The sequence below is a fragment of the Hyphococcus sp. genome, from assembly GCF_041986965.1.
Classification (GTDB): Bacteria; Pseudomonadota; Alphaproteobacteria; order Caulobacterales; family Parvularculaceae; genus Hyphococcus.
Window position 1 is genome coordinate 1,490,192 of record NZ_JBHIXB010000001.1, and the last position, 25,485, is coordinate 1,515,676.

Genomic DNA, 25,485 nt, shown 5'->3' on the forward strand with positions numbered 1-25,485 from the left:
TTCGCCACGGAACATTTGCGATTCCAGCCCGTTTCCTATCCATCAGCAGAGACAGAGACGAGGATATGTTGAAACAAATATCATTTGCCGTTCTGGCGGGGGCGATGTTGGCGAGCGCGCCTGCTAATGCGCAGGTAAGTCTTGGCGTCGGCGCCGATGTAGATCTCGGTGTCGATGTCCGGGTTGGCGATCCGTATACCTATCGCGGTTATAATTCCGGCCGCTGGTACGCTTACGACGAACCGCGCCGCGCCGGCCGCTATTATGACAATTATGGCGGTTATGACTGCTACAAGGCGTTTCAATATACGTGGCATGATGGTCATCGCGCCCGTTACGACGCCTATTGGTGCTTTGATGATCGCGGCCGCAAATATGAAGTGCAGCGCACGCGTGCTGTCGTCCGCATTCGCTAAATGCGGTTTCTTGAAAGCCCGCTGAGATAATCCCTCAGCGGGCTTTGCTTTTGATGCGTCATCGCTTACATCCTGCCTGCAAAAGTTAAGCAGGAGCGATCATGAAACTGGCATCTTTGAAAAGCGGCCGCGATGGGCGGCTGGTTGTCGTTTCCAACGATCTGACGCGCTATACGGACGCCGCTCGCATTGCCCCAACGCTTCAAGCGGCGCTGGATGACTGGGAGCAATGCGAGCCCGGTTTACGCGAATTGGCGCAGGGAATCGAAACGGGTTCGGTTCCCATAGAACGCTTTCATGAACGCGAATGTTCGTCGCCCTTGCCGCGCAGCTTTCAGTGGGCGGATGGTTCCGCCTATATCAATCACGTCGAACTTGTGCGCAAAGCACGCGGCGCCGAAGTGCCGGCGAGTTTTTATGAAGACCCCTTGATGTATCAGGGTGGGTCGGATTCATTCCTCGGCCCCCGCGACGACATCGTTATGCCGACCGATGAAGGCTGGGGCATCGATATGGAAGCGGAGATCGCCGTCATCACCGGCGATGTCCCTATGGGTGTGACGCCGGAGGAGGCGAAGGACTGCATTCGCCTCGTCATGCTGGTGAATGACGTTTCCCTGCGCGGCCTCATTCCAGGCGAGCTCGCCAAAGGCTTCGGCTTCTTTCAGTCGAAACCCTCCTCCGCCTTCAGCCCCGTTGCGGTGACGCCCGATGCGCTGGGCGATGCCTGGGACGGCGGCGCGGTGCATCTGCCCTTGCTCGTGCGCTATAATGGCGAACCGTTCGGACAGGCGAATGCGGGGAAGGATCTCACCTTCAACTTTCCGCAACTGATCGCCCATGCGGCGAAATCGCGGCCTCTGGGCGCGGGAACGATCATCGGCTCTGGCACCGTTTCCAACAAGCTCGACGGCGGGCCCGGCAAATCCGTTGCGGAAGGGGGCGACGGCTATTCCTGCATCGCCGAAATCCGCATGATTGAAACCATCTATGACGGCAAGCCGAAAACGCCTTTCATGAAATTCGGCGATACAGTCGAAATCAAGATGAAGGACAAGGACGGCCACTCAATCTTTGGTTCCATTTCGCAAAAGGTGGCGAAATACAAACGGAAATAGTAAGGCTAGGGCCGCGAGTTGAAGCGAGTTCCCTCCTGTGAAAAGTCTTGCCGGATTCCCTGTTTTTCTGTTAGCGGCCAGCTTTTTGACGCCGACACTGGCTGAGGACGCTATTGTCGTTACGGCGGAGCGGCGGGCCACAGCCCTGTCCGATGTGCCGCAGAGCATTACGGCGATTTCCGCCGAAGCAATCGAGCTGGTAGACGCCGACCATATTTCCGAACTCTTGTCGCGTGCGCCGGGCGTCACTCTCCATCGCGGTTCCGGCGCGGAGCAATTAACGGCGATCCGCTCGCCTGTGCTGACATCGGGCGCGGGCGCCGGTTCGTTCCTGTTTCTTGAAAACAGCGTCGCCATCCGCTCTGCCGGGTTCGCCAACATCAACGGGCTGTTCGATTCCCATTACGAAATTGCAGATCGCATTGAAGTCGTGCGCGGACCTTCCGGGGCGCTTTACGGCGCCAACGCCATCCATGGCGTCGTAAATGTTCTGACGCCATTGCCGACGGAAGATTTTTCTGTTTTCGCGGAAGCCTATGGCGACACGCAGGAGCGTTACAAATTAAAGGGCAGCATTTCTGGCGCCAATGGCGCCCATGGATTTTTTGCCGGCGCCTCGGTCGCGACGGAAGAAGGTTATCGCCTCGATGCGGGGCTTGATCAGCAGAAACTCACTCTTCGTCATATCTATGATGACGGCGGTGTCAGCATCGACACGATTTTTTCCTTCGACAATCTGGAGCAGGAGACAGCGGGATTCATTTTTGGCGAAGCGACGCTGAAAGACCGGGACTTGCGAAAAACCAACGACTTCCCGCAGGCTTATCGCGACGCGAAGGCGGCGCGGCTGCAGTCGACGATTGCATTCGACGCGGGCGGGAGTACGCGTATTCAGATAACGCCTTACGCCCGCTGGAACGAGATGGAGTTCCCGCAGCATTTCCTGCCGTCAAACGCGCTCGAAAAAAATGGCCATAAAAGTATTGGCGTTCAGAGCGCGGTCTATCATGACGTCGGTGCGCTCTCGCTCATCGCCGGGATCGATGCGGAATATACGGACGGGTATTTGTCTGAATTCCAGTCCATGCCGCAGATTTTTTCTTACACCCCGGGGCTTCACTATGATTATGATGTCAAGGCGGTGAATGCTTCCGGTTTTCTCCAGGGCGATTATGCCTTGGGCGCGCGCACAACGGCGAGTGCGGCCGTTCGCGTCGACGGCACGATCTATCAATATGACAATATGACGGATAGCGGCGTTGTCGGGCGGTTCCTGCGTTTGCCGGACCAGACGGACAAATTCGTTACAGCAAGCCCCAAGTTTTCGCTGCGCCATGAATTGAACGAGGATGCGGCGGTTTATGTCAGCTATGCGCGCGGCGCGCGACCGCCTCAGACAACTGACCTTTATCGACTTCAAATCAACCAAACTGGTGATCAGGCGCGTCCCGAAAAGATTGATGCGGTGGAGCTGGGTTTTCGCGGCGCTGTTGGTGAAAGAGTTAATCTCGAACTCGCCGGGTTCTTCATGGACAAGACGAATTTTTTCTTTCGGGACGCCGACGGATTCAATGTCGCTGATGGCAAGACGCGCCATGTGGGTGTTGAGGCCGATGTCAGGGTCGCGCTTTTTGAAACGCTGACGCTGCAAAGCGCTGTCACTTACGCGAGACACACTTATCGTTTTGACCGGCCTGTGGGGAATGCGACAGAGGCGATTAGTTTCGGCGACGATGTGGACACGGCGCCGCGGGTCATGGCGAATACGCGGCTTCAATGGCGGCCCGTTGAGCGCTTCAAGGCTGAGGTGGAATGGGTTTCCATGGGGGCCTACTTCACTGACGCGGCAAATGACCATGAATATGAGGGCCACAATCTCCTCAATTTGCGCGCAGAGGCGGGACTTACCGATACGCTCGCCGCATTCATTACCGTGCGGAATGTCACCAATGAACTCTACGCGGAACGGGCCGACTTCGCCTTTGGCAATGATCGTTATTTTCCCGGCGAAACGCGGACTTTCGGTTTCGGCCTGCGCTATCGAAACTAGCGGCTGTCTTTGAGGCTTTTCCCGCCTGGGGGAAAAGTCTACCCTTCACAAAAAGGGAGGCGACATGCCAAGCGTTCAGGCGTTTCTTTTCAACTGGATCATGAAAGCGACATTCAAGTCGAAGCCGATCCACTTAATGGAAGCCAAGGCCTTGCGCGATGGTGCGGATGCGCTGGCGCCGAAACAGCCGCCTGCGGGCGTTGCTCGCGAAGTCGTTGACGGCGCGGTCCAAGGCGAATGGCATCGCGCCGAAAAAGCTGAGCTGGGGCGCACCGTTCTTTACCTCCATGGGGGAGGGTATGTTTTCGGCTCGCCGAAATCTCATAGCGCCTTCACATACGCTCTGGCGAAAGAGGCGTGCGCGGAAATTTTTTCTCTCGATTATCGTATGGCGCCGGAACATCCGTTTCCCGCGGCGGTGGATGATGCGGTGGCTGCCTACGAATGGCTTTTGGGAGAAGGGCGCGATCCCGCAAAGCTTGTCATTGGCGGGGATTCTGCTGGCGGCGGACTGACCTTGGCGCTGCTTTTGTCTATCAAGGCGCGCGGACTTCCTATGCCTGGGGGGGCGTTGCTGCTTTCTCCCTGGACAGATCTCGCAACCACCGGCGCGTCGCTCGACGAAAACGAAAAGTCCGACGCCATGTTCAAGAAAGTCTATATTGTCGAAGGCGCAAAACGCTACCTCGCCGCCGCCGACCCGAAAGCGCCGCTGGCTTCTCCGCTCTATGGTGATCTTGCCGGGCTGCCGCCCACGCTTATTTTCGTCAGCAACAGTGAAGTCCTGCGCGATGATTCAACAAGGCTTCAGGAAAAGCTGGTGGCCGCCGGCGTGCAGTCAAAGCTTGTGACGGAAAAAGGCCTCATCCATGTCTGGCCGATATTTCCGGGCCGGTTTCCCGAGGCGATGAAGTCGGTCCACGAGGCGGCGGCGTTTATCACCGAAAGGACGAAAGCAGAGGCGCCTAAATGAGGGCGGATATGGCCAAGCTCATTATTGCTGTCGTTCTCGACCTTGCAGACTTCACGATCGGACGCTTGGGAATCATCATCCCTGGCTTTGAGCTTGGATTCGATGCGGTGCTTGGCGTTGCTGCTGTCGCTCTATGGGGTTGGCCCGGTCTTATTGCCTTCTGGGAGATTGCCGATCCCACAGGGCAGGCGGATGCGTTCGTTCCAACGCTGACGCTGATTGCGTTGAGCCAGATGGGCAAGGGTAAAAGAAAACGCCCGCAGGCTGATTAAACGCTGCGGGCGCTGTGCGATGCGAATTGTTACGGTCTGCCGGGACCGTAGGCGCGGAACTCGCCATTCTCCCACCAAGTGTCGCCATATTGTGGGTCGACGTAGTAATACCGGCCGGCGCGGTCATCATAATAACGGCGGTCGCCATTTTTGGCGCGGTTCCAGCATTCATTAGATCGCTCGCAACCGACGATCGCGCCGCCAACGGCGCCGATCGCAGCGCCATAAGCGGCGCCGCGCCCTGGTTTGCCAGCAATCACTTCACCGGCGACAGCGCCGGCGGCCGCGCCTGCGGCGGCGCCGTAAACTGCATTTCTTTCCGCGGTGCCGGATTGGGTGCAGGCAGAAACGAGCATGAGCCCGCTAATGGCTGAGGTCAGAAAAAGTTTCATGGGGTGCTCCCTATTCGTCGCTCCATATACAGAGCGCATATGAACGGCAACACAGGCGGCGTTAACTTCGTTCCAGAGATTGCCGGAATGCAATCTTGTGAATAGCAAACAGCCCGCCTCGGATGAGACGGGCCGTTCGCTTACGCAACTAACTCGCGGGATCAGCAAAGGCGGATCAATATCCGCGGCGGCGCGGCGGGCGCCCGCCATACTCGCGGAATGAGCCGTCTTCCCAATAAGTGTCGCCATATTCCGGGTCTTCGTAATAGTAACGGCCGGAATAGCGGTCATAACGGCGATAGCCGTGATCGCGGGCGCGGCCCCAGCATGTGCCGGCGCGCGAGCAGCCTTCATAAGCGCCCAGCGCTGCGCCGACGAGCGCGCCATAGGCTGCGCCTTTGCCGGGGCTGCCGGCGAACACTTCACCGGCGATCGCGCCGCCAGCCGCGCCAAGGACTGCGCCGGTAAACGCGCCTTCGCCGGTGGATTGGCAGCCCGTTGCGGCGAGCATCAGCGCGCCGGAAGCCACAATAAGATGTTTCATGAATTTGCTCCTTCGCATGGGGGTATGCGTGAAATTCGCTCTTTTTACTCAACCACATGCGGCCCCTGCCGCCTTGTCGAAAATTAATTAACCGTCCGGGCAAGGCGAGAATGAGGCGGAGAGGGGGCGGATTTGGGCCAAAAAGGTAACGCTGCATCACGCTCTTGCGAGGCGGCCGGAATGCCATAGGGTGCGGGGAAATCGCCCGCTTAGAATTTCCGGGTGGAATCAAGGGAGACGACAATGAGCGCTCGCAAATCGAAAGCGATTTTCCTGAAGCAATATCCGGCGGGTATGCCTGCCGATGGCGATTTTGTGGAAAAAGAAATCGAAGTGCCAGCGCCCGGGCCGGGCGAAATGCTCTGCCGCACTGTCTGGATGTCTGTCGACCCCTATATGCGCGGGCGCATGCGGCCGGATGTGAAAAGCTATATTCCGCCATTTTCTCTAGATGGACCGCTCGAGGGCGGCGCTGTCTCCGAAGTCATCGAATCGAATATCGACGGCTATGCGCCAGGCGATTATTTGGTCGATTTCCTCGGCGGCTGGAAAGAATTTTATATCTCGAAAGGCGAGCGCACGCAGAAAGTCGACCCAAATCTGGCGCCGCTCTCGGCTTATCTCGGCGTTCTCGGCATGCCCGGGCTGACGGCCTGGTCGGGCGTCACGCAAATTCTGAAACCCAAGGAAGGCGAGACCATGTTTGTCTCCGGCGCCGCCGGGGCTGTGGGATCGGTTGTCTGCCAGCTTGGAAAAGCCAAGGGGTGTCGCGTGATCGCCTCTGCGGGCTCAAAAGCCAAATGCGACTGGCTCGAACAGGAAGCAGGCGTCGATGTCGCGCTGAATTACAAGGACTATAAGAACGCCGCCGAATTAACAAAAGCGCTCGCCGAAGCGGCGCCCAAAGGGGTCGATTGCTATTTTGAAAATGTTGGCGGCATGCACCTTGAAGCCGCCCTCAATTGCATTGCGCTAGGCGGGCGCATGGCGTGGTGCGGAATGATTGCGCAATATAATAACAAGGAAGCCGAACCGGGCCCGCCAAACCTCATCAATGTTGTCGGGCGCGGCGTCATGATCCGGGGCTTCATCGTTTCCGAATATATGGACAAGGCGATGGAGTTCGCCATGGAAGTCGCGCCCTTGCTCGCGCAGGGCAAGATCAAGTTTCAGGAGTCGGTCTATGACGGGATCGACAAGGCGCCGGAAGCGTTCATCGGTCTCTTTAAGGGTGAGAATTTCGGCAAGGCTGTAGTGCGCGTCGGTCCCGATCGAGCCTAGAGCGTCGGCGGACAGGGCTTCAACCGGCTTGGCGGCGAATCAATCGCTCCAGATCATCGATGACGGAGAGAATGAGATGGTCGGAGGGATTCTCTGCAGGGGTCGCGCCAAGAACATCCATCCGCCAGAGTTCGAGCTTGTTACGAATGCCGCTGAGGCTTTCCGCCCGCGCGGTGGAGGCCTCAGTCACTAACTGTTCATTTCTTCCGAGAAGCGCCCTTTCTTCGTGATCAAGATGCGCCTGCCGCGTTGCATCGCCTGGCGTTTCGCGGCCGATTTCCCTTAAGCGAGAAAGGGTGCTGATATAATGCTCGACAAGCGATTCAAAACGCTTGTCTTCGGGGTGAGTTTTAAATTCCGCTATTTGCGCCTTTGATGGATTTTTCATTATCCCTTCCTCAAATAGAGTCATAGCGCCGGCCCGGCGCTATTATTAATCCGGTTGTAGTAGTTGTGTCCGCCTTAGCCGATATGTCGAACAAGGCCAATAATATAGAGGGCTGGTTGCCCCTCAGGCGGTGTGCAGAATAGGAAAAACGGACGCCTTCAAATCTCGCACAGTCATCATTTGCAGGGCTTGCGAGTTTTAAGGGCCTTCGCCGCGTCACATCATAGTCAGGAATGGCGTCCAGTCGTCTCAACTGAGGAAGACTGGCGCTATCCGCCACAAGGTCCATTCTGGCCCTTTCACACATACGCTCTCCCCAACAGAATACGCTGTGTGATTCGTTAGAGTCATGCAAGCGACATTTTGCTAATTCCGCGTCGCTTCAAAAACCGATGGTCTGAAGGGCGTCATCGCGGCGGCCGCTCAACACGGGGCCGTCTGCGCTTTTCGCTCCTTTGCGCTCGAAATAGATGCGCTGCGCCAGCGCGCGCATGGGCGGTGTGAAAAGCATGGTGTTGAGAAGAAAATTGGATGGCGCTAAGGACCACAGACGCCGCATCCAGGTTTTACCAGCGAAGCGGGGATATTCACGAGCCATGATTGCGCCCGGGTCCGGGCCGCCGTCAAGGAGGTAGTCAGCGATTGCTGACGATGCGCGCCTCCCATATTGAAAGGCGAGGCGGATGCCGCCGGCGGTGAGGGGAGATACAAGGCCCGCAGCATCGCCCGTCAGAAGCACACGATGTGTGGACAAGGGCGAAACAAGACCGCCGCAGGGGATCGGCCCCGATCGTTTGCGCAACACTTCACAATTCCAGAAAGCGAAACGGTGGTCGATGCTTTTTAAAAACGCCTCGTAGTCAGGCTTGCGCGGTGCGCCAAAAGGACCTTCCGACACCGCAAGTCCGACTTGCGTCATGCCGGCGCCGGGAACGACCCAGCCGAGATAGCCGGGAGCGAGTGCGGAATCGATGAAACAGTGCAGGAAATCCGGATCGACGCTTGGTGTTTCTTCATACTCGGTTTCCATACCGATCAGAAATTCCCTGTTGCGTCCAAGCCCAAACGTTTTCGCCACGCGTGAGCGGGCGCCGTCTGAACCCAGAAGATAGCGCGCCGAAATATCAAGACCATGAAGGTGCACGCGGTCGGCGAGTATCGTTGCGTCAGTAAAGCGTGCGCCAAACATCAAATTGGCGCCGGCGCGAGCAGCCTCCCGCGCGAGCCATCGCATCAGACCGGCAGTGTCGGTCGCCAGAAAGAAATAGCCGGGCGCGGTCAGATCGACATGTGCGCCGTTTGGCGCATACATGCGAACACCCGGAATTTTTCGCGTCAGCGTCGCCGGCACCTCGCATTCGCCGATGGCTTCTTTAACGAGGATGCCGGTGGAGCGGACGCGAGCGCCGGGCTCCGGTTTTGCGTCGATGACCGCGACGGAAAGGCCGCGATGCGCGGCGGTTCGGGCGGCCACCAGCCCTGCGAAGCTAGCGCCCACGATAACGAGATCAAAATCAGGCTGTAATGATTGTCTGGATGGTTGAGGCATGAAGATCTCCCGCGATTGCGAAAGGCGTAGGGGTGGATTGCGGCGCCCTGCGGGCGGGATCTGGGTGTTTTTTAGAGAGACGTCTTTTGCGCCAAAGGCGGCGCGGTGCTACCCTGATGAAAGATACGGGAGGCTTCCATGAACAAGTTTATCAATCTCGCCACCGCTTTTTCGCTGGCCGCCATCTCACTTGGCGGCTGCGCTGCGGTGGGGCCTGCAAGTTATGGTCCGGCGGATACAAAAGGTTTTGGGTATGAAGAAACCCGGATCGAAGCCAACCGTTATCGGATCACTTATCGTGGCTCCGGCGGCATGCCGCCTGAAACTGTTGAAGATTATGCGTTGAAGCGCGCGGGCGAACTGGCGCTCGATAATGGCTATGACTGGTTCCGCATCATCGCAAAAAACACCACAGGTGAACAGCGCGGCGGCGTTGGCATCGGCGCAGGTGTCGGCGGCGGTTCTTATGGACGCAGCACCGGCGTCGGCGTTGGCGTCAGCGGCGATCTCGGCACGATTGGCGGCCGTGATTATTTCACCACGCGCCTTGAAGTGTTGATGGGCGAGGGGGAGCCGCCGGAAGATGGCGATTATTACTACGACGCCGGCGATGTCGTTACGCGCATCGCGCCGCCGGGCGCCGAATAAACATGGATTGGCAGTCGCTCCGCCGGGTCATTACAGATAATGACAAAGAAAGCCGTTCACGCATATTGATCGATGGCGCAGCGGCGAAGCTGATTGCACTGGAAGAGGCGGGGCTGGCGGAAATCTGGTCGGCTGACCTTGATGCAGACAAGCTGCTCGATGCTACGGACCGGCTCGCGGACACTGATCTGCGGTTAGAGCCAGATCCCCGCTCGGTTAAAGTGCGCTGGTTCACGATTGCGCCGGAAGATAAAGCAAAAACCGCCGAGGAGCTTGAAGCCGCTGCCGCACTCGGTTTCGGCGCTGTTGGCGCGGCCCATTGCCGTGTGGACACGACGCGTCATCCTTCCATGCATAAAACTCAATCGCTGGATGTCATCGTGCTAGTGAAGGGGTCGGTGGATTTGTTGCTCGATGATGACGAGGCTGTGGGGTTGAAGCCCGGCGATGTGGTGATCCAACGCGCCACAAATCACGGCTGGCTCAATCGCGGGGACGAGACGGCGCTCCTTGTCGCTGTACTAATCCACGCGGGTTGAGCTGTTCTCTTATAACATATACGCGCGATAACATTACTCCTTATGCGGATAAATCTTGTGTTCCGCATGCCTGATCCCCTACTTTCTGCGCCTTGCAAAGAGGAGTGCCTATGTCTCAGGAAGCCTTGGCGTGGCGAGTCGCTTTAATCGTCATTATTCTTATGGGCTGGATGATTGCGTTTGGCGTTGTCTTGCGTTTGCGCGGCGTCAATCCGAATGCCGTCGCTGAACGCAACAGCAACTGGATGCAGCGGTTTTTAATTGCCGGCGCTGGCCTTCTTGACCTTTACCTTGTTTTTCGTGCGCCCTTTCCGGTGCTTGATGATCTTGTCGCCGCGCGGCCGGCGCCTGCGCCCTGGGTCGCGCTTGGGATTCTTATTCTCGGTGCAGTTATTATTCTCGCCAGCCAGGCGGGCATGGGCCGATCCTGGCGGGTCGGTGTTCCGGCGGAGGAAAATCATGTCGATGCGCTGGTGACGGACGGTCTCAACCGATTTTCCCGCAATCCGGTCTATCTCGGGATCATGACCTTTCTGGCTGGCGGATTTTTAGCAGCGCCGGGGCCGCTGACTGCAGTTGCGGTGATTGTCAGTTTCATGGGGCTCACTATCATCATCCGTCAGGAGGAGCGTTATTTGCGCGGACGGTTTGGCGCGCAATATGACGCTTATGCGCGGCGCGTGCGCCGATGGATTTGAGGGCCGGATGACCGAAGAAAATCTTGCTGAAGCATTCAATGAGAACAATGCGCCCTTCGCAAAGATGATGGGCGTTAAGATGACGCTGGTTACGAAGGACCGAATTGAAGGCGAACTATCGGTGACGCCGGAGCATTGCACCATCCCGGCGACCCTTCATGGCGGCGCCATCATGGCGTTCGCCGACAATATGGGCGGTATCGGCGCTTTCATGAATATGCCGCAGGGCTTCATGACGACGACGATTGAAAGCAAGACCAATTTTCTGCGCGCTATTCCCGTCGGGCAGATGGCGAAAGCGGTGACAACGCCGGTTAACCTCGGGCGAACGCTTCAGGTCTGGAAGACGGATATTTTTCGTGAAGATGGAAAGCTTGCCGCCGTGGTGACGCAGACCCAATTGGTTCGTGCGCCGAAAGAAAGCTGAACCGGCTACTGCACCAAAATGCTTGCCAGATTTTTGAACTGATCGACGCTAAGCTCTTCTGCGCGTCTGGTTTCCTCAATTCCGGCGGACAAGAGCGTTTCGGAAAGATTATCGCCAAAAATTGGCTTTAGCGAAGACCGCAACATCTTGCGGCGCTGGGAGAAGGCTGCCTGCGTGACCTTTTCGAGGGCGGCAAGCGCCGGAAAAATGTCCCGGGGCTGTTCGAACAGGACCACCGTGGAATCAACTTTGGGCGGGGGCGTGAAAGCGCGCGCCGGCAGGTTGAAAGCGCGCGAGGGAAGAGACGTCGCCTGCGAGATCACTGAAAGGCGACCATAGGCTTTTGAGCCGGGCGCTGCGAGGATGCGGTCAGCGACCTCTTTTTGAAACATGAGCGCCATCACGGACCATAAAGCGGGCCCCGCTTTCAGCCATTTGATCAGAAGTTCCGTCGATATGTTGTAGGGCAGGTTTGCGATAATCTTGACTGGCGCCGACCCGGCCAGAAGATCGAGTTCATTCGCCGTCAGCGCGTCGGCCTCAATCACGCAAAGCCGGTTATCGAAAGCGGCGGCGGTTTCGCTGAGGGCTTCGATACAGCGGTGATCGCGCTCAATTGCGGTGACCTGGGCGCCAGTTTCAAGCAGCGCCCGGGTAAGCCCGCCCGGCCCTGGTCCAATTTCGAGCACATGATCGCTATCGGTTACCGAGGCTGCGCGCGCGATCTTTCGCGTCATATTGAGGTCGAGCAGGAAATGCTGGCCGAGCGACTTCTTGGCGCCGAGCTCATAGCGATCGATAATTTCGCGCAGGGGAGGGAGCGATGCGCTCATAAGGTGCGGCGAGCAGCCATTTCGGCGGCCATCCTGATGGCGGCGACAAGGCTGTCGGCGCGGGCGCCCCCTTTGCCGGCAATGTCGAGGGCCGTGCCATGATCGGGGGAGGTGCGGGTAACGGGCAGTCCGAGGGTCACATTCACCGCATCATGAAAGGCCAGTGTCTTCGCAGGGATCAGCGCCTGGTCGTGAAGCATGCAAAGCGCGGCGTCGTAAGTTTCGCGCGCTTCAGCGTGGAACATCGTGTCGGCGGGAAGGGGGCCGCGCGCGTCGATGCCGGCTGCTATAAGCGCAGCGACTGCGGGCGCGATGATTTCCTCATCTTCGCTCCCCAGCGCGCCGGCTTCGCCGGCATGCGGATTGAGGCCCGATATGGCAAGGCGGGGGGAAGCGACGCCGAAATCTTCGGAGAGAGCTTGCGCCGTAATCATGGCGGTTTGGACGATCATGTCCGTGCTAAGCGTGCGCACTGCATCAATGACGGATTGATGAATGGTGACAGGAACGGTTTTGAGATCGGGGCCGGCGAGCATCATCACCGGACCGCGCAGACGTCCTGCCGCCATCGGGGCGTTCTTTGTAAGGTCGGCGAGAAACTCTGTATGTCCGGGAAATTTGAATCCAGCCGCGATCAGCGCTGACTTTTGGATCGGATTGGTCACGACTCCAGACGCCTCCCCAGCAAGAGCAAAGGCGATGGCGCGTTCAATGCTTTCCGTGACGGCGCCAGCATTTGCCGGCGAAGCTGTGCCTGGTGCAGCGGAGACAGGTTTTTCCAGCGGCAGAATAGGGAGCTTTTCGGCGAAAGCCGACGACGCTTCACCAGGGCTGGAAATCTTTGCAATCTTATCGGCCGGAAAGAGAGATGGATCCGCGATCACGAAAAACACGCCGGTCTTGCGCAGTGTTTCCCAGGCCGCAAGGGTGATTTCCGGACCGCACCCGCCGGGCTCGCCCATGGTCAAGGCCAAGGGAGCTGAGGCTGGCGACTTTGACATGAGATTAGCCGTTCGGCTGCGGCAGGTTTTGAGAACGAATATCGACCATGGATTCGCGCTCAACATCGCGCAGATATTGCTGTCCAATCCGTTCGAGCTGGCGCGAATAGATGCGGTTTTCAATGGCGGCGCGCGAGGGGAGGCCGAGGCCTTCATCCTTGTCGCAAACATAGGCGGCGTGATAGGCGCCGTCTGCTTCAATGACGGTTGACTGCTCGCCGCGCTCCAAGTCTTCGATGAAAGGCCGGAACCGTTCGTCAATCTTGTCGAGCGTCACATTCTCTAACAGGCTGAAGCCGACCCCTTTGCCCATGTCGATCCGGAGGCCACGGCTGAAACAGACTTCTGCAGTTTCTATATTTTCAAGCGCTGCATGTGCGGCGGCGTTGCCGAGAGATTCGTCAGCGCTTGCATAAGCGAGCGTGAAGGTGGGTTCGCCTGCAATCGCGGCCGGGCGTTTGTCGCGGACGGCGAGAATGATGAACGCCCCGTCGGATGGAATGGGATTGGTCACCGATCCTGGCGGCAAGGTGCGGATTGCATTATCAAGTTCTTCATCGAGTTCGCCCGCGCGGACCCAGCCCAAATCGCCGCCCACGGCGGCCGTCGTGCAGGCGGAGAATTGCTGTGCGACAACAGAGAAGGGAACGCCGCGGCGCATCTGTTCAATAAGCTGCAAAGAGCCCTGATAATATTGTTGGGCCTGGGACGGATTGTCGACGGGAATACAGATTTCCGAGACAAGGAATTGTTCCTTGCTGACATCGTCGCGCATGCGCTCCAATGTCGTTTCAACCTCATCTTCGCTGACGCGTACACGGTCGCGGTAGCGGCCTTGTACGAGTTGCGGCCATGCAATCTGGCTGCGGATCTGTTCTTTCAGGGTGTTGATCGAAATACCGGCGGTATTGAGCTCGTCGGTCATCTGCTCGACGGTAATGTTCGACTGAGCGGCCATCAGGGAAAGGTCGCCTTGAATCTCGTCTTCAGAGACTTCAAGCTCCCATTTCTGGGTTTCCTGTATTTTCAGCCTTTCCTCGATGAGGTCGCGCAGGGCCTGGGCCTGAATTTGCGGCATAGCCTCGGGCGGAATGCGGCCGCCCGCGGAGATCAGCATCAGCTTCATGCGCTGGCGCACATCGAAGGTGGTGACGACCGCGTCATTGACTACTGCTGCGACCCGGCTCGGCGGCACGCCGGAACGTTCAATCACCTGATCGCTGGTCAAACCCTCGGAATTGGTCTGATTTTGCGCGGCCGCCGGCGTGAAGAGAGTCGGGGCCAGACTCGCCGCGATCATATAAGCAACTGAACTAATTACGGAAAATCGCATTCTGTAGGTTGTCCTGTGATTCCTGGTCATGCCCGCCCAATGGGGAAAATAGTGGTAATTGCCGCGCGTGCAAGCGCTCAATTGACCAATGATTTCAGGGTGAAGGTAAGCAAAATGGCGTTATCGGGCTCAACATTGCGGGTGCGGGTGCGGTCGCGGCGGTAGGTGAGGCCGAACATGGAGCATTCATCTTCATAGCCGACAGAGAAATTCTGCTGGATGGTTTGGTCGCTGTCGAGGTCAAGACGCCACCCAGCGCCAACCGACCAGTGGCGTGTGAGTTTGAATCGGGCGTTCGCCGTCAGCTCTTCGCGCTTAACAAGATTGTTGGCGATGTTTTCTTCGTTCAGCCGCACATAGCTGACGCCGGCTCTTACGCGCTTGCCCCGATAATAGGCCCGGGATTCGGCGCGCTGAACGTCGCCGGAATTGTTATCGATACGAAACCGGTTCTCGAGGCCAACCCGACTTTTATACGCGATGTCAAAGGAGCCAACGATGTCGGAGCTCTTTTCGCCAAGTCCCGAGGAATCGTTGAAAGCGTCGGTTTCCTGCAACCGGATTTGCTGGCCTATAGATCCTTCGACACGAAACCCGTTCAGCATTTCAGCGGACGCCGTTACGCCCACATTCATGCGCTGACCGTCTTCGAAGGCGTCATAGCCTGTCGCTTTATTGAAATCGAACAGGCCAGCGTAATCGAATTCGATGCTTTGTGAGTCTTCGTTAATGATGTCGTCATCATTAAGGCCCGTTGGGCTTGCGATCAGCTGCACGCGCGGTTCGATGATGATCTGTGCGCCATGAAAATCGCGCGCCAGGGGGTATGACCATTCAAGGCCCACAGTGGGTGCGAAACGCGCTGTAATGTCGGTTGTGTCGCCATCCGTAAAGCCGGGGAAATCGATGGCGCAAGGAGCGTCGCCACTGAAGCAAACCTCGGTTCCCTCATTGAGGTCCTGATAAGAAAAGATGTCGGCGCGAGCCTTTGCGAAGAGATTAAAACGGTGGCCGCCGCGGGTAATGATATCCCGATCCCATTCAAGCGAAGTTGTGAAGCGCTGGGAGTCGATGCCTTGCGTACGGTAAAGCGAGGCGATGTTGGCCCTTGCCGTCACCGCGCCGCCGGCCACTTTCGAATTGAAGTCATGCCGGAAGTCGATCAGCGGCAGGACATAGGGCGTCGTCCTGGAATCATCAATCCGCCCGATGCCTTGTTCCATCATGGCCAAGGCGTTTTGCTGTGTCCGGAGGCCCTGGAAGAGATAGGTGTCGAAGGTTAAATGCGACCCGCCGTGATTCCAGGCGACGCGCACATTGCTGCGAAGCTGGTTGGTGCGGCTGCGGTCGAGCTCCTGACGCAGGTCGCCGCGCCGTTCGACATCGTATTGCCGCAGGTATTCCTTGTCAGAGACGCGTTCGAAGTCATAGCTCACGCGCCAATCGTCGCCGAAGTCCCGGTGCCCGCGTCCGAACAGGTGCCAGCGAACGCCAGGCGTGGTTTCTGTAAAAGGCGTCGGCGTCGTCGTATCGTTGGGCGCGTCGATGACGCCGCCGGAAATGACGTGATATCCGTTCTCACCGCGGCGGCGCCATTCCGCCTGCCAGAGGACGCCGTCTTTCGCCGTATATTTCGGAAAGAATGTCGCGTCCTGTGAATTCGAAATCGCCAGATAGTAGGGTAGCTCGATATTGAAGCCGAGGCGGCTCGACGCCCCGATGTCGGGCGGCAGAAAACCGGATTGACGCTCGACGGAAGGATCCGGTGTTTGGAGATAGGGCGCATAGATAATGGGAACGCCCGCGATCTCGAGAAAGGCGTGATGAAAACGGAGAACCTTGCGTTCTTCGTCCCGCGTGACGCGCAGCGCCTTGATGCGCCAGGTGGGCGTTTGCGGCTCGCCGTCCTTGTTGCAGACATTGCACGATGTATAGACGGCGCGATTAAGGCGTGTGCGTGCGCCTTGCTCGCGCACCGCGCTGTCGGCGGCGAGGCGCGCATTGTCTTCCAGAAGCGCGCTGAAATTCTCGGCGATGCCGTCGCGCAGGTCGCCGGAGAGCTCAACGCGTCCTGCGAAGGCTGTCTCCATCTTGGCGTCGGTGATGGAGACATTGCCTTCAGCAACGACGATGTCGGTGAGGGGGTTGTAGATCAGGCGATCGGCGCGAAGATATCGTTCGCCGAAATAGGCCCGAACATCGCCCTCGGCCACGATCGGCCCGTCGTCATATTCGCGCATGACGCTGTCGGCTTCAAACAGGACCTGATCGTCTTCGTTCGTCTCCGCGACGCTGGCAGCGGCGCCCTGGGCCATGGCGGCCGGCGTCGCGAACAGACCGGCTGCGGCGCCCGCAAGCACTGTCGTCATCAACAGGCGCGCTGTAAGGCGGTTACTGGTTGACACGGAATGAAGGCCCTTCGCCGCGCGAATCACTGAAATTATCGTTGGGTTAGAGTTATATGAGGCGGTTGGCGAGGTCCAGCCGATAGCCCTTTTCCGGGGGCTTCGGCCGTTCCTATCCGTCCTCCAGATGCAACAGGACAGTCAAAGCCGCAAGGCTTGCCACCACCGCCGGGATCCATGCGGCCAGCGCGGCGGGTGCGAGGCCCGATTCACCGAGGGCTGTGGAAATTTCGGAGACAATGAACAGCGCAAATCCGGCGACGATCGAGCCCACCGCCAGCTTGAGGGCGCCGCCCGCCCGGCTTGGCCTCATGGAGAATGCGGCGGCGATCAGCACCATGGCGAGCAGTTTCAAGGGTGTTGAGCACAGATCGTGAAAGCGGATGTTGTAGCGCACCGTGGGGACGCCGGCCGCTTCGGCGAGCAGGATAAAGCGCGGCAGACGCCACAGGGAAAGCGTCTCCGGCGGCGCGACACGTTCGCGTAAATTGCCGGAGGTAAGGGATGTGCGTACGGCGTAGATTGGCGTGAACTGTTCGTTTTCGACGCCGGGCGCACGAAGGCGTGCATCGTGAAGCTCCAGGGTTCGGCCTGAAAGGAACGCTTCCGACGCATCAAGCCGCTCCAGAAATGTGTTTTCGGGATCGAAACGCCAGATTGTGACTTTCTCAAGCGCCGCCCGCGCGTCATCATAATTGGCGGCGTTGATGATGAGCTGGCCGCTTTCATCGCGCTGGCGCAGCCAAATTCCATCGCCAAAAATCCGGACAAGATTGCGGTCATTGCCCTCCATCCGGGATTTGAGATTATCGGCTTGCGACAGAAAATGCGCAGACAGGGGATCGACGGCGGTGATTATGAAGAAACCGGAAATTGCGGCAATGAGCGCTGAGGGGCCGAGCAGGCGCCAGACGGAAAGGCCGGCGGACCGCATGACGGAAATCTCTGATCGTTTGTTCAACTGATGAAACATCCAGATCGATCCAAACAGGAATACGAACGGGATGAGCGTCTGCACGTTTGACGGCGCGCGCAGGAGAGTCATGCTGAGCGCCACGCCAAAATCGCCGCCGGCGACCTTGCCGCTGAAGCGCATGTTTTCGATAAGATCGACGAGGATGACGAGCGCCGAGAGCACAGCGAAAAGGCCGCCAACCGCCATGATCGTGCGCCGGAGGATATAACGAAAAAGCGTAATGGGCGGCATCAGGCTGCGCCTTCCGCCAGCTTGCGTCGTGTCGGCGGCGGCGCAAATAACAGAAACGCGGAAGAGCCGATGGCGGCGAGCGGCGGCGCATAGATAAGCCACATTTCGCCATTCGCTCCAGCAAAGCCCTGGGCCAGGAAACCGGTGACGCGCAAGAGGAATATTGCGCCGCCCGCAATAGCGACCCTGATGAAATAACTGCGTCGCGAATAAGCGCCGCCAATGAGCGCATAAAGGCCGATAAACACATAAGCGAAAGTGTAAAGTGGCGCTGAGATGCGCGAATGGCCTTCTGCGATCAGTTTCGTTGCATTTTCGCGGTCGTAAATCTTTGACATATCGGGATTGAGAAGCTCGCCGAGATAGCGCTCCGTCATTTCGAGCTGCAATTCACCGGCGCTCTGTCTCATGGAGGAGATGTCGATGGCCCAGTCCTGATACTGGATGATATCGACTTTGCCCGTATATTGCGCGACCGTTTGCACATTGCCGTTTTTGAGAAGAAGAACGGGGCCGCGGTCGGTCTCCCTCAAAATTGCCCGCTGGGCGAAATAGGTTTTGCGGTCTTTGGCGTTTCGATAGTCGTTGATGAGCAAGCCCATAAACTGGTTTCCAGGCCGGATTTCATCAACATAGACCGTGAGGCCATCGGCGGCGTCGATAAACTCGCCGCTCCTTAAGAGCGAGCTGACAAAATCCGCACGAATGTCCGCCACCATCTGTTTCATGACGCGATAGGTTCGCGGCATCAAATCCACGTTGACGTAAAAGGTCACGAGCGCCGCGATGCTGGTGATCGCCAGCAGCGGCGCCGCGATGCGCAGCCGGCTCACGCCGGCGGCGAACATGACGGCGATTTCGCTGTCGGAGTGAAGGCGGTGGAGTGCGTAAACCACAGCCCCAAAAAGCGCGAAGGGGATGATGACCGCAAGAAGGCTTGGAATAATCAACAGGCTCAGGACGATGAAAACGCCGAGGCCCTGTCCGTGTTCAATAATGATATCGACGCGCTGGAGGGTCTGGGTCATCCAGACAATGGCGGTGGTAACGATTAGAATCAGGGCGAGCGGCGTCAGGCACTGGCGCAGGATGTATTTGTCCAGGCTGCTCACGGAATCCCGTCTTCCTTTCTCCTGCGACGCCGCTAGAGTAGCGCCGCCGAACCGCCCACCCATATCGTGAGGTCGGGCCTAGCACAAACCTGTCCGTCGCCAAAAGCGCCTCCTTGGGCGCAGGCGCGAAAGCAGGCAAGAAACGGAACTGGAAAGAGGACTTTCATGCAAATCACGTTTTCCGCCGCGGCGCTTCCTAAAAGCGGCGCTATTGTCATTCCGGTCTTTGAGGGCGGCTCTAAACCAAAAGCCTATGCCGATCTCGACAAGGCGACGGAGGGCGCGCTGGAGCGGGCGGTCAAGGCGGCGGATTTTAAGGGCAAGAAAGGAAAGGCGCTGGACATAGTCGCGCCGTCGGGGCTTGCCAACAGCCGCATTATTCTCCTTGGGGCTGGTGATTCGAAATCCTTTACAGCGCTCGATGCTGAAGCGCTGGGCGGCGGCGCGGCGGCGCGTCTTCTTGCCGGTCCCGATAAAACCGGCGTCATCGCCGTGACGGGGCTTTCGGCGAAGAAAGTGACGGCCGATGAACTCGCCGCGCGCATAGCCAATGGCGCCCGGCTGAAATGCTATCGCTTCGACAAATACCGCACCAAGGAAAAGAAAGAGGACAAGCCTGTCCTGACCAAGATCACCATGTCGACAACGTCAACGAAGGCGAAAGAAGTCTACGCCGATCTTGATAAAGTCGGTGACGGCGTTTTCCTGACCCGCGACCTGGTCTCCGAACCCGCAAATATTTTATTCCCCGATAGTTTCGCCAAGCGTTGTCAGGAACTGGAGAAGCTGGGCGTCAAGGTGAAAGTGCTCGGCGAAGCGGAGATGAAAAAACTTGGCATGGGATCGCTGCTCGGCGTGGGGCTGGGGTCCGAACGGGAATCGAAGCTCGTCGCGATGGAATGGATGGGCGGCAAGAAGGGCGAAGCGCCTGTCGCCTTTGTGGGCAAAGGCGTCACCTTCGACACGGGCGGCATCTCATTGAAGCCAGCGCCGGGTATGGAAGACATGAAATGGGATATGGGCGGCGCCGGCGCCGTGACAGGCGCCATGGCTGCGCTCGCCGGCCGCAAGGCCAAAGCGAATGTCGTTGGCGTGGTCGGGCTCGTTGAGAACATGCCCGATGGAAAAGCCCAGCGTCCTGGCGACGTCGTCACCTCAATGTCAGGTCAGACCATTGAGGTTCTCAACACGGATGCGGAAGGGCGCCTTGTTCTCGCCGATGCATTGTGGTGGACGCAGGAAACCTACAAGCCGAAAACCGTCATCGATCTTGCGACGCTGACGGGTGCTATCATCGTTTCCCTTGCGCATGAATTCGGCGGCGTCTTCACCAAAGACGACAAGCTTGCCAAACAACTCGATGCTGCGGGTGATGTGAGCGGCGACAAGCTCTGGCGCATGCCGCTGACAGAGGCCCATGATGAGATGATCAAGTCGCAAATCGCGGATATGCAGAATATCGGCGGCAAGGGCGGCGGTTCGTCGACGGCGGCGGCGTTTCTCGGCCGTTTCATTAAAGACGGTGTTTCCTGGGCGCATCTCGATATCGCCGGCATGGCCTGGAATACAAAAGACAAGCCCACATGCCCAAAAGGCGGATCGGGCTATGGCGTGCGCCTGCTCGACGAATTCGTGCGCGCCAACTACGAAGGCTAACGCAGCATAAGGGAGCGGCCCATGAAGCTCATAAGCATGATTGTCCTCGGCGTCATTCTCGCCGTTGTTCTCGGCTTCGTGGCGCTCGCACAGAAATCGAAAAACGGCGCGCCGCCAGGCCTTAACAATGACGGCGTGCTCACACCTTGTCCGTCATCGCCCAACTGTGTGTCGAGTGAGGAAGGGGCGCCGGAGAGCCATGCAATTGCTGCCCTGCCGCTCTCAGCGTGGGACAGGCTTCCCGCGCTCATTCAGGAAAAAGGCGGGCGCGTTGTCGCGTTGCGCAACGATTACATCGGCGCCGTCTTTTCCACGCCGCTGATGGGCTTTGTCGACGATGTGGAGTTTCGCAAAGGTGAGACGGAAGTTCACGTCCGCTCCGCCTCCCGTGTTGGCCATAGCGATATGGGCGCCAACCGCAAACGCATAGAGGCGCTCCGGGTGGCGCTATAGGAGCAAGGCTATGGCGGATTTTTTCGAGGCGCTGAATCAAGAGCATATTGATTTCATCAAGCGCCAGCCGATGTTTTTCGTAGCGACGGCCGCCGCCGACGGCCGCATCAACCTTTCACCTAAAGGCGATGATACTTTCCGGGTTATCAATCAAAATCGCTGCGCATTTCTGAATTTGTCGGGAAGCGGCAACGAAACGGATGCGCATCTAAAACGCGATGGCCGCATCACCATCATGTTCAATAGTTTTGACAAAAAACCGCTCATTCTTCGTTTGTATGGACGCGGCTCATGCGCAGTCCATGGTTCGCCGGTGTTTGAAGAAAGCAAGACGCTCTTTCCTGATATTCCTGGCGCGAGGCAGATTATGTTCATTGATGTTGAAAGCGTGCAGACAAGCTGCGGTTTTGCCGTGCCTGAGATGGAGCTTGTCCGGCAACGGCCCGTGCTCAGGCGTTATGCTGAAGCGAAAGGGCAGGAAGCGCTGGTTGAAGGCTGGCGCACGAAAAATGTGAAAAGCATTGATGGATTCGATACCGTGCTCGGTGAGGCGATGAAATGACCGAAGTCATGTTTTACCACCTGGAACGAGGGCGCCTTGAAGACGTGCTTCCGGGGCTCCTGGAAAAAACCCTGGAGCGCGGCTGGCGCGCCGCTGTGCGCGCCTCCTCACGCGAACGGGTTGAGGCGCTGGACGCCTTTCTGTGGACCTATCGCGAGGAGTCGTTTCTGCCACATGCGGCGGCGGGCGATGGCGAGGCCCAGCCAGTCTGGCTGACCGATGGTGAGGACGCTCCAAACAATCCTGATGTCCTCTTTTTGACGGACAATGCGTCGGCTGAAGCAAACGCCGTTGGCGCCTTTGCGCGCTGCGTAACGATATTCGATGGACGCGATGAGGATGCGCTCGGCGCCGCCCGCGCCTTCTGGAAAGAAGCAAAGACAGCGGGTCATGATGTCGCTTACTGGAAACAGTCTCCGGAAGGTCGCTGGGAAAAGCAGAATTAGGGAAGGGCGCGGCGTGTGAGCTACATTGATGTTGATCATTTCCGCGCACTTCTGGAGGCGCGGCGCACTGAACTTCGGGCCTTGTCTGATGCGGCGAAAGACTCGCGCAAGCCGGTTGAGCTGGATCAGCAATCCATCGGCCGGTTGTCGCGCCAGGACGCGCTTCAACAGCAAGCCATGGCGAAAGCGCAGGATGCAAGGCGTGTGAGCGAACTGCGCAAGATCGAAGCGGCGCTGAGCCGCCTCGATGAAGGCGAGTATGGCTATTGCGCAGAATGCGACGAGGCGATCGCGCCAAAACGCCTTGAAATTGACCTGACGGCGACGCGCTGCGCTGTCTGCGCCGCCTAGGCGTTCATAGCTAGAAAACCGATATATACGATGTAACAGATAAGCAGCATCATCCCTTCTGTGCGTCCAATCCGGTTTCTGGACATGGCGAAAAAGACAAGCGCCGCCGTCGCCGCCGCCATGATCCAGTTGTCAAAGCGAATAATCGCAAGTGGCGCAGCGACCGGATGAATGAGCGCTGTCGCGCCAAGAATACCCAGTATGTTGTAGATGTTCGAGCCGACAACATTTCCAAAGGCGAGGTCGCTCTTGCCGCGGAGGCTGGCGACGACGGACGTCACAAGTTCCGGCAATGACGTTCCGATGGCGACGATGGTGAGGCCGATCAGCGTTTCGGATATATTAAGCGCCGTTGCAATGCCGATGGCGCCGGTGACCAGCAATTTTGCGCCGCCGATGAGAAGGGCAAGTCCTGCGATTGTAAAGATCAAGGACGGAAGAAGCGGGCGCGGCGCCTCATGAGGAATGTCGATAAGCTGCGCCTGCGCCGCGCGCTTTTCAGTTATATAGGCTGTGGCGAGATAAGCGGCGAGCGCGGCGATAAAAACGACGCCTGCAATGCGTCCATACTCCCCGGTCATGGAAACGCCGATGGCGGCGAGCGTTGACAATACCAGCACAGGCGCATCGCGGCGGAAGCCTTCGGCGCCGACTGGAATAGGGGCGATCAGCGCCGCCAGACCGAGAATGAGAAGGATATTGGCGATGTTGGACCCAACCACATTGCCGACCGCGACGCCGGGCGACCCGGCGAACGCAGCGCCAAGGCTCGATACGAGTTCGGGCGATGACGTTCCAAACCCCACCAACGTCACGCCAATCAAAAGGTCGGAAAGGCCAAGCCGCTTTGCAATCGATGTTGCGCCGCGGATAAGCGCTTCGGCGCCAAGGGTCAAAAGTAAAAGGCCAGCGGCGATAAAGAGCCAGAACATGAAAAGAAGCCCGGAAAAGACTGATCACGGCATATAGGGCGCTATCGCCATTCCGCCAGTGGCGGAAAAGGTCGTATGGAAATTATTTTTCCATGTCGCCGAGCCGGAAGCGGAAGCGGGCGACAGCGACCGGCGCGGTTTCATCTTTCTGCCAGCCTTTGGCCTCCATGAAGGCGAGGCGGCGGCCGAGGCGGAGAACGTTTACCCGGGCTTTCATATCCTGGGCTTTTGCTGATTTCAGGTAATCCGTGTCGCTATTGATTGTTGTGATCTCACAGTCGCCGCCAAGCCGGACGTAAAGCGTCGCCTGGGCGGAAAATTCCAAAAATGCAGCGATGGCCCCGCCATGGAGCGCGCGGATCAGCTTGTTGCCGATATGGCGCTCATCAAAGGCGAGCGTGAAGACGGCGCCGCCTTCCGATATCGTGGCGGAAAACCCGAGCCACTTCGCAATCGGGGCCGATGCGGCGTAGCGTTCGATCAGCTCAAGTTCTCTCACAGCCGGGACTCTCGCCCCGGACTTCGCGAGCCGATAATAAATGCGCCTGCGCCGGTCGCGATTGGCCGGTTCGTCGCCGCGTCACTCAATTGGCCAGCCACATGGGCGATATCGCCGCGCAGTTCGGTGCATTCGGCGGCGCAGATCACCCGTCCGCCGGGATCAATATCACCGAGATAGTCGCTGCGAAGGTTTATCGTCGCGACAGGCTTCAACTCATCCAGAGCAGTGAAAGCGGCGAGCCCGAAAATCGAATCCATGATTAGCGTGAGAAGGGCGCCATGCACTTTTCCTCTGGCGTCGCAAAAATCATCAGGCAGAAAAACCGAGAAGGTCGCTTTGTTGCGGCCGATTAGCAGCGGTTTCAAGTCGAGCGTCTGAAACAACGCATGTTCTGTCAGCAACCAGTCGCGGGCGGTTTTCAACATGGCGCCGACGGCCGGGTTGATGTCAACCGAGGGGGGAGAAGTCGTCATAATGCGACGCTAATCGAATGTAGGTCAGGAAAGAAGCCTCTGTAGCAGTCCGCCGCGCTTGTTGCGGGCGAGAAGGAAGTGGGTGCTGGCGGGCGCATGCAGCTTGCCGTCGGGGCCTACGAAGTCCTGAAGCTCTTTTGTCATGTCGGCGACCATCAGATCGACCAGACGGTCGCCATCAGGGTCATCGGCTGTCAAAACCGGCTGCAGCGAGCCGTCAGGCCCGGGGCGGCCTAAAAACAGGACGTCAAACAAAACGAACTCTTCGATAGGGGGGAGGGTGGCAGGCAGGGTCACTGTGTTGAGTTTTTCGACGCCAAACCCTGCGCCTTTCGCGAGTCCCTTCATCCGGTCGGCCTTTCCGAAAGAAAAAGGTCCAAGCGGCAACAGGTCGGCGCCGAGATGGCGGGCGACCGCCTTTTGAAACGCATCAAAAACCGGGGACGCGTCTTCCGCGGGCAGCCAGGCGGAGATCGCCGCGCGCCCGCCGGGTTTGAGGACGCGCCGGATTTCCGCCATGGCCTTTTCCTTGTCCGGGAAAAACTGAAGACCCTGCTGGCAGAAGATGACATCAAAAGTTTCCTCATCAAAAGGAAGATCGCCAGCCGAGGCGATTTGATAGTCGATCGCATATGGCGCCGAGTGCTTTTTCGCCTCTTCGATCATGGGCGGCGCGATATCGATGGCGTTGATGGTGATGCTGCGGCCGTATTTTTCTGCGAGTGTGCGCGAGACAATGCCCGTGCCGCAGGCAACGTCGAGACATTTGTCGCCGGGCTTCGCCAGTTTTGCCAGTTCTTTTGCGAAAGGCGCGAAGAATCCTGGCGCCAGATAGGTCTCATAAAGCTCGGGCGGAGTGCGCCCGGCGATGAAGTCCTGCATTTTCGTCACGAGCAACTCTCCCCTTTTGCTCTTCGGCCGTTC

29 protein-coding genes are annotated in these 25,485 nt (G+C 58.2%); 15 read left to right on the forward strand and 14 right to left on the reverse strand.

What is annotated here, in order from left to right:
• The first annotated feature begins 65 nt into the window (after positions 1 to 65).
• The 5 genes from ACFC5L_RS07475 (at position 66) to ACFC5L_RS07495 (ending at position 4,829) form a co-directional block, all read left to right on the forward strand.
• Entirely contained in the window at positions 66 to 416 is a 351-nt protein-coding gene (locus ACFC5L_RS07475; protein WP_375200896.1) for a hypothetical protein, read from the forward strand.
• Positions 417 to 517: 101 nt separating this feature from the next.
• On the forward strand, positions 518 to 1,534 hold the full coding sequence (locus ACFC5L_RS07480; RefSeq protein WP_375200895.1) for a fumarylacetoacetate hydrolase family protein: 1,017 nt from the start codon (positions 518 to 520) through the stop codon (positions 1,532 to 1,534).
• Between the two features lie 85 nt (positions 1,535 to 1,619).
• The gene (locus ACFC5L_RS07485; RefSeq protein WP_375200894.1) at positions 1,620 to 3,584 is read left to right on the forward strand and encodes a TonB-dependent receptor; all 1,965 of its coding nucleotides are present in this window, start codon (positions 1,620 to 1,622) and stop codon (positions 3,582 to 3,584) included.
• 64 nt (positions 3,585 to 3,648) lie between these two features.
• Positions 3,649 to 4,557, forward strand: coding sequence for an alpha/beta hydrolase (locus ACFC5L_RS07490; protein WP_375200893.1), 909 nt, complete (start codon positions 3,649 to 3,651; stop codon positions 4,555 to 4,557).
• Between the two features lie 8 nt (positions 4,558 to 4,565).
• The gene (locus ACFC5L_RS07495; RefSeq protein WP_375200892.1) at positions 4,566 to 4,829 is read left to right on the forward strand and encodes a hypothetical protein; all 264 of its coding nucleotides are present in this window, start codon (positions 4,566 to 4,568) and stop codon (positions 4,827 to 4,829) included.
• A 29-nt stretch (positions 4,830 to 4,858) separates the two neighbouring features.
• Here the strand turns inward: ACFC5L_RS07495 and ACFC5L_RS07500 are convergent, their stop codons facing one another.
• On the reverse strand, positions 4,859 to 5,221 hold the full coding sequence (locus ACFC5L_RS07500) for a YMGG-like glycine zipper-containing protein (protein ID WP_375200891.1): 363 nt from the start codon (positions 5,219 to 5,221) through the stop codon (positions 4,859 to 4,861).
• Between the two features lie 175 nt (positions 5,222 to 5,396).
• Positions 5,397 to 5,765: a hypothetical protein gene (locus ACFC5L_RS07505; RefSeq protein WP_375200890.1), complete on the reverse strand. Its 369-nt coding sequence runs from the start codon at positions 5,763 to 5,765 to the stop codon at positions 5,397 to 5,399.
• A 243-nt stretch (positions 5,766 to 6,008) separates the two neighbouring features.
• On the opposite strand from ACFC5L_RS07505, the gene ACFC5L_RS07510 reads away from it, so the two are divergent.
• A complete protein-coding gene (locus tag ACFC5L_RS07510; protein WP_375200889.1) occupies positions 6,009 to 7,046 on the forward strand; it encodes an NADP-dependent oxidoreductase in 1,038 nt (345 codons plus the stop codon).
• 19 nt (positions 7,047 to 7,065) lie between these two features.
• Here ACFC5L_RS07510 and ACFC5L_RS07515 read toward each other — a convergent pair whose 3' ends face one another.
• On the reverse strand, positions 7,066 to 7,458 hold the full coding sequence (locus ACFC5L_RS07515) for a hypothetical protein (protein ID WP_375200888.1): 393 nt from the start codon (positions 7,456 to 7,458) through the stop codon (positions 7,066 to 7,068).
• A 358-nt stretch (positions 7,459 to 7,816) separates the two neighbouring features.
• Positions 7,817 to 8,983, reverse strand: coding sequence for an NAD(P)/FAD-dependent oxidoreductase (locus tag ACFC5L_RS07520; RefSeq protein ID WP_375200887.1), 1,167 nt, complete (start codon positions 8,981 to 8,983; stop codon positions 7,817 to 7,819).
• A 138-nt stretch (positions 8,984 to 9,121) separates the two neighbouring features.
• Here ACFC5L_RS07520 and ACFC5L_RS07525 point away from each other — a divergent pair, with 138 nt between their 5' ends.
• The 4 genes from ACFC5L_RS07525 (at position 9,122) to ACFC5L_RS07540 (ending at position 11,295) form a co-directional block, all read left to right on the forward strand.
• Complete coding sequence (locus tag ACFC5L_RS07525) at positions 9,122 to 9,631, forward strand: CC0125/CC1285 family lipoprotein (protein WP_375200886.1); 510 nt, start codon at positions 9,122 to 9,124, stop codon at positions 9,629 to 9,631.
• 2 nt (positions 9,632 to 9,633) lie between these two features.
• Positions 9,634 to 10,170 carry a cupin domain-containing protein gene (locus tag ACFC5L_RS07530; protein WP_375200885.1) on the forward strand — a complete coding sequence of 179 codons (537 nt, stop codon included), beginning with the start codon at positions 9,634 to 9,636 and terminating at the stop codon, positions 10,168 to 10,170.
• A 110-nt stretch (positions 10,171 to 10,280) separates the two neighbouring features.
• Positions 10,281 to 10,868 carry a methyltransferase family protein gene (locus tag ACFC5L_RS07535; RefSeq protein ID WP_375200884.1) on the forward strand — a complete coding sequence of 196 codons (588 nt, stop codon included), beginning with the start codon at positions 10,281 to 10,283 and terminating at the stop codon, positions 10,866 to 10,868.
• 7 nt (positions 10,869 to 10,875) lie between these two features.
• Positions 10,876 to 11,295: a PaaI family thioesterase gene (locus tag ACFC5L_RS07540; protein ID WP_375210739.1), complete on the forward strand. Its 420-nt coding sequence runs from the start codon at positions 10,876 to 10,878 to the stop codon at positions 11,293 to 11,295.
• Between the two features lie 5 nt (positions 11,296 to 11,300).
• On the opposite strand, the gene rsmA is transcribed toward ACFC5L_RS07540, so the two are convergent.
• The 6 genes from rsmA to ACFC5L_RS07570 form a co-directional block, all read right to left on the reverse strand.
• Positions 11,301 to 12,128 carry a 16S rRNA (adenine(1518)-N(6)/adenine(1519)-N(6))-dimethyltransferase RsmA gene (rsmA, locus tag ACFC5L_RS07545; RefSeq protein ID WP_375200882.1) on the reverse strand — a complete coding sequence of 276 codons (828 nt, stop codon included), beginning with the start codon at positions 12,126 to 12,128 and terminating at the stop codon, positions 11,301 to 11,303.
• Positions 12,125 to 13,129, reverse strand: a complete 1,005-nt coding sequence (gene pdxA, locus ACFC5L_RS07550) for a 4-hydroxythreonine-4-phosphate dehydrogenase PdxA (protein ID WP_375200881.1) — start codon at positions 13,127 to 13,129, stop codon at positions 12,125 to 12,127. The genes rsmA and pdxA overlap by 4 nt, the downstream gene beginning before the upstream one ends.
• Before the next feature lie 4 nt (positions 13,130 to 13,133).
• Positions 13,134 to 14,462, reverse strand: a complete 1,329-nt coding sequence (locus ACFC5L_RS07555; RefSeq protein ID WP_375200880.1) for a peptidylprolyl isomerase — start codon at positions 14,460 to 14,462, stop codon at positions 13,134 to 13,136.
• A gap of 77 nt (positions 14,463 to 14,539) precedes the next feature.
• Entirely contained in the window at positions 14,540 to 16,867 is a 2,328-nt protein-coding gene (locus ACFC5L_RS07560) for an LPS-assembly protein LptD (RefSeq protein ID WP_375200879.1), read from the reverse strand.
• Between the two features lie 112 nt (positions 16,868 to 16,979).
• Positions 16,980 to 18,074 carry an LPS export ABC transporter permease LptG gene (gene lptG / locus ACFC5L_RS07565; RefSeq protein ID WP_375200878.1) on the reverse strand — a complete coding sequence of 365 codons (1,095 nt, stop codon included), beginning with the start codon at positions 18,072 to 18,074 and terminating at the stop codon, positions 16,980 to 16,982.
• Positions 18,074 to 19,186, reverse strand: a complete 1,113-nt coding sequence (locus ACFC5L_RS07570) for an LptF/LptG family permease (protein ID WP_375200877.1) — start codon at positions 19,184 to 19,186, stop codon at positions 18,074 to 18,076. Before ACFC5L_RS07570 ends, lptG begins: the two co-directional genes overlap by 1 nt.
• A 165-nt stretch (positions 19,187 to 19,351) precedes the next feature.
• Here ACFC5L_RS07570 and ACFC5L_RS07575 point away from each other — a divergent pair, with 165 nt between their 5' ends.
• From ACFC5L_RS07575 to ACFC5L_RS07595, 5 genes are read left to right on the forward strand one after another with little or no spacing between them, the layout of a single operon-like run.
• Positions 19,352 to 20,842: a leucyl aminopeptidase gene (locus tag ACFC5L_RS07575; RefSeq protein ID WP_375200876.1), complete on the forward strand. Its 1,491-nt coding sequence runs from the start codon at positions 19,352 to 19,354 to the stop codon at positions 20,840 to 20,842.
• A gap of 21 nt (positions 20,843 to 20,863) precedes the next feature.
• On the forward strand, positions 20,864 to 21,295 hold the full coding sequence (locus tag ACFC5L_RS07580) for a DUF1499 domain-containing protein (protein ID WP_375200875.1): 432 nt from the start codon (positions 20,864 to 20,866) through the stop codon (positions 21,293 to 21,295).
• A 10-nt stretch (positions 21,296 to 21,305) separates the two neighbouring features.
• Positions 21,306 to 21,857, forward strand: a complete 552-nt coding sequence (locus tag ACFC5L_RS07585; RefSeq protein ID WP_375200874.1) for a pyridoxamine 5'-phosphate oxidase family protein — start codon at positions 21,306 to 21,308, stop codon at positions 21,855 to 21,857.
• Positions 21,854 to 22,303 carry a DNA polymerase III subunit chi gene (locus tag ACFC5L_RS07590; protein WP_375200873.1) on the forward strand — a complete coding sequence of 150 codons (450 nt, stop codon included), beginning with the start codon at positions 21,854 to 21,856 and terminating at the stop codon, positions 22,301 to 22,303. Before ACFC5L_RS07585 ends, ACFC5L_RS07590 begins: the two co-directional genes overlap by 4 nt.
• Before the next feature lie 15 nt (positions 22,304 to 22,318).
• Positions 22,319 to 22,654 (forward strand): TraR/DksA family transcriptional regulator, encoded by a 336-nt coding sequence (locus ACFC5L_RS07595; RefSeq protein ID WP_375200872.1) that lies wholly within the window; start codon positions 22,319 to 22,321, stop codon positions 22,652 to 22,654.
• Here ACFC5L_RS07595 and ACFC5L_RS07600 read toward each other — a convergent pair.
• From ACFC5L_RS07600 to ACFC5L_RS07615, 4 genes are all read right to left on the reverse strand, one after another.
• The gene (locus tag ACFC5L_RS07600) at positions 22,651 to 23,586 is read right to left on the reverse strand and encodes a calcium/sodium antiporter (RefSeq protein ID WP_375200871.1); all 936 of its coding nucleotides are present in this window, start codon (positions 23,584 to 23,586) and stop codon (positions 22,651 to 22,653) included. The genes ACFC5L_RS07595 and ACFC5L_RS07600 overlap by 4 nt on opposite strands.
• A gap of 82 nt (positions 23,587 to 23,668) precedes the next feature.
• Entirely contained in the window at positions 23,669 to 24,085 is a 417-nt protein-coding gene (locus ACFC5L_RS07605; RefSeq protein WP_375200870.1) for a PaaI family thioesterase, read from the reverse strand.
• Positions 24,082 to 24,561: a PaaI family thioesterase gene (locus ACFC5L_RS07610; protein ID WP_375200869.1), complete on the reverse strand. Its 480-nt coding sequence runs from the start codon at positions 24,559 to 24,561 to the stop codon at positions 24,082 to 24,084. Before ACFC5L_RS07610 ends, ACFC5L_RS07605 begins: the two co-directional genes overlap by 4 nt.
• Positions 24,562 to 24,585: 24 nt before the next feature.
• Positions 24,586 to 25,443 (reverse strand): class I SAM-dependent methyltransferase, encoded by an 858-nt coding sequence (locus ACFC5L_RS07615; RefSeq protein WP_375202335.1) that lies wholly within the window; start codon positions 25,441 to 25,443, stop codon positions 24,586 to 24,588.
• Positions 25,444 to 25,485: the final 42 nt, after the last annotated feature.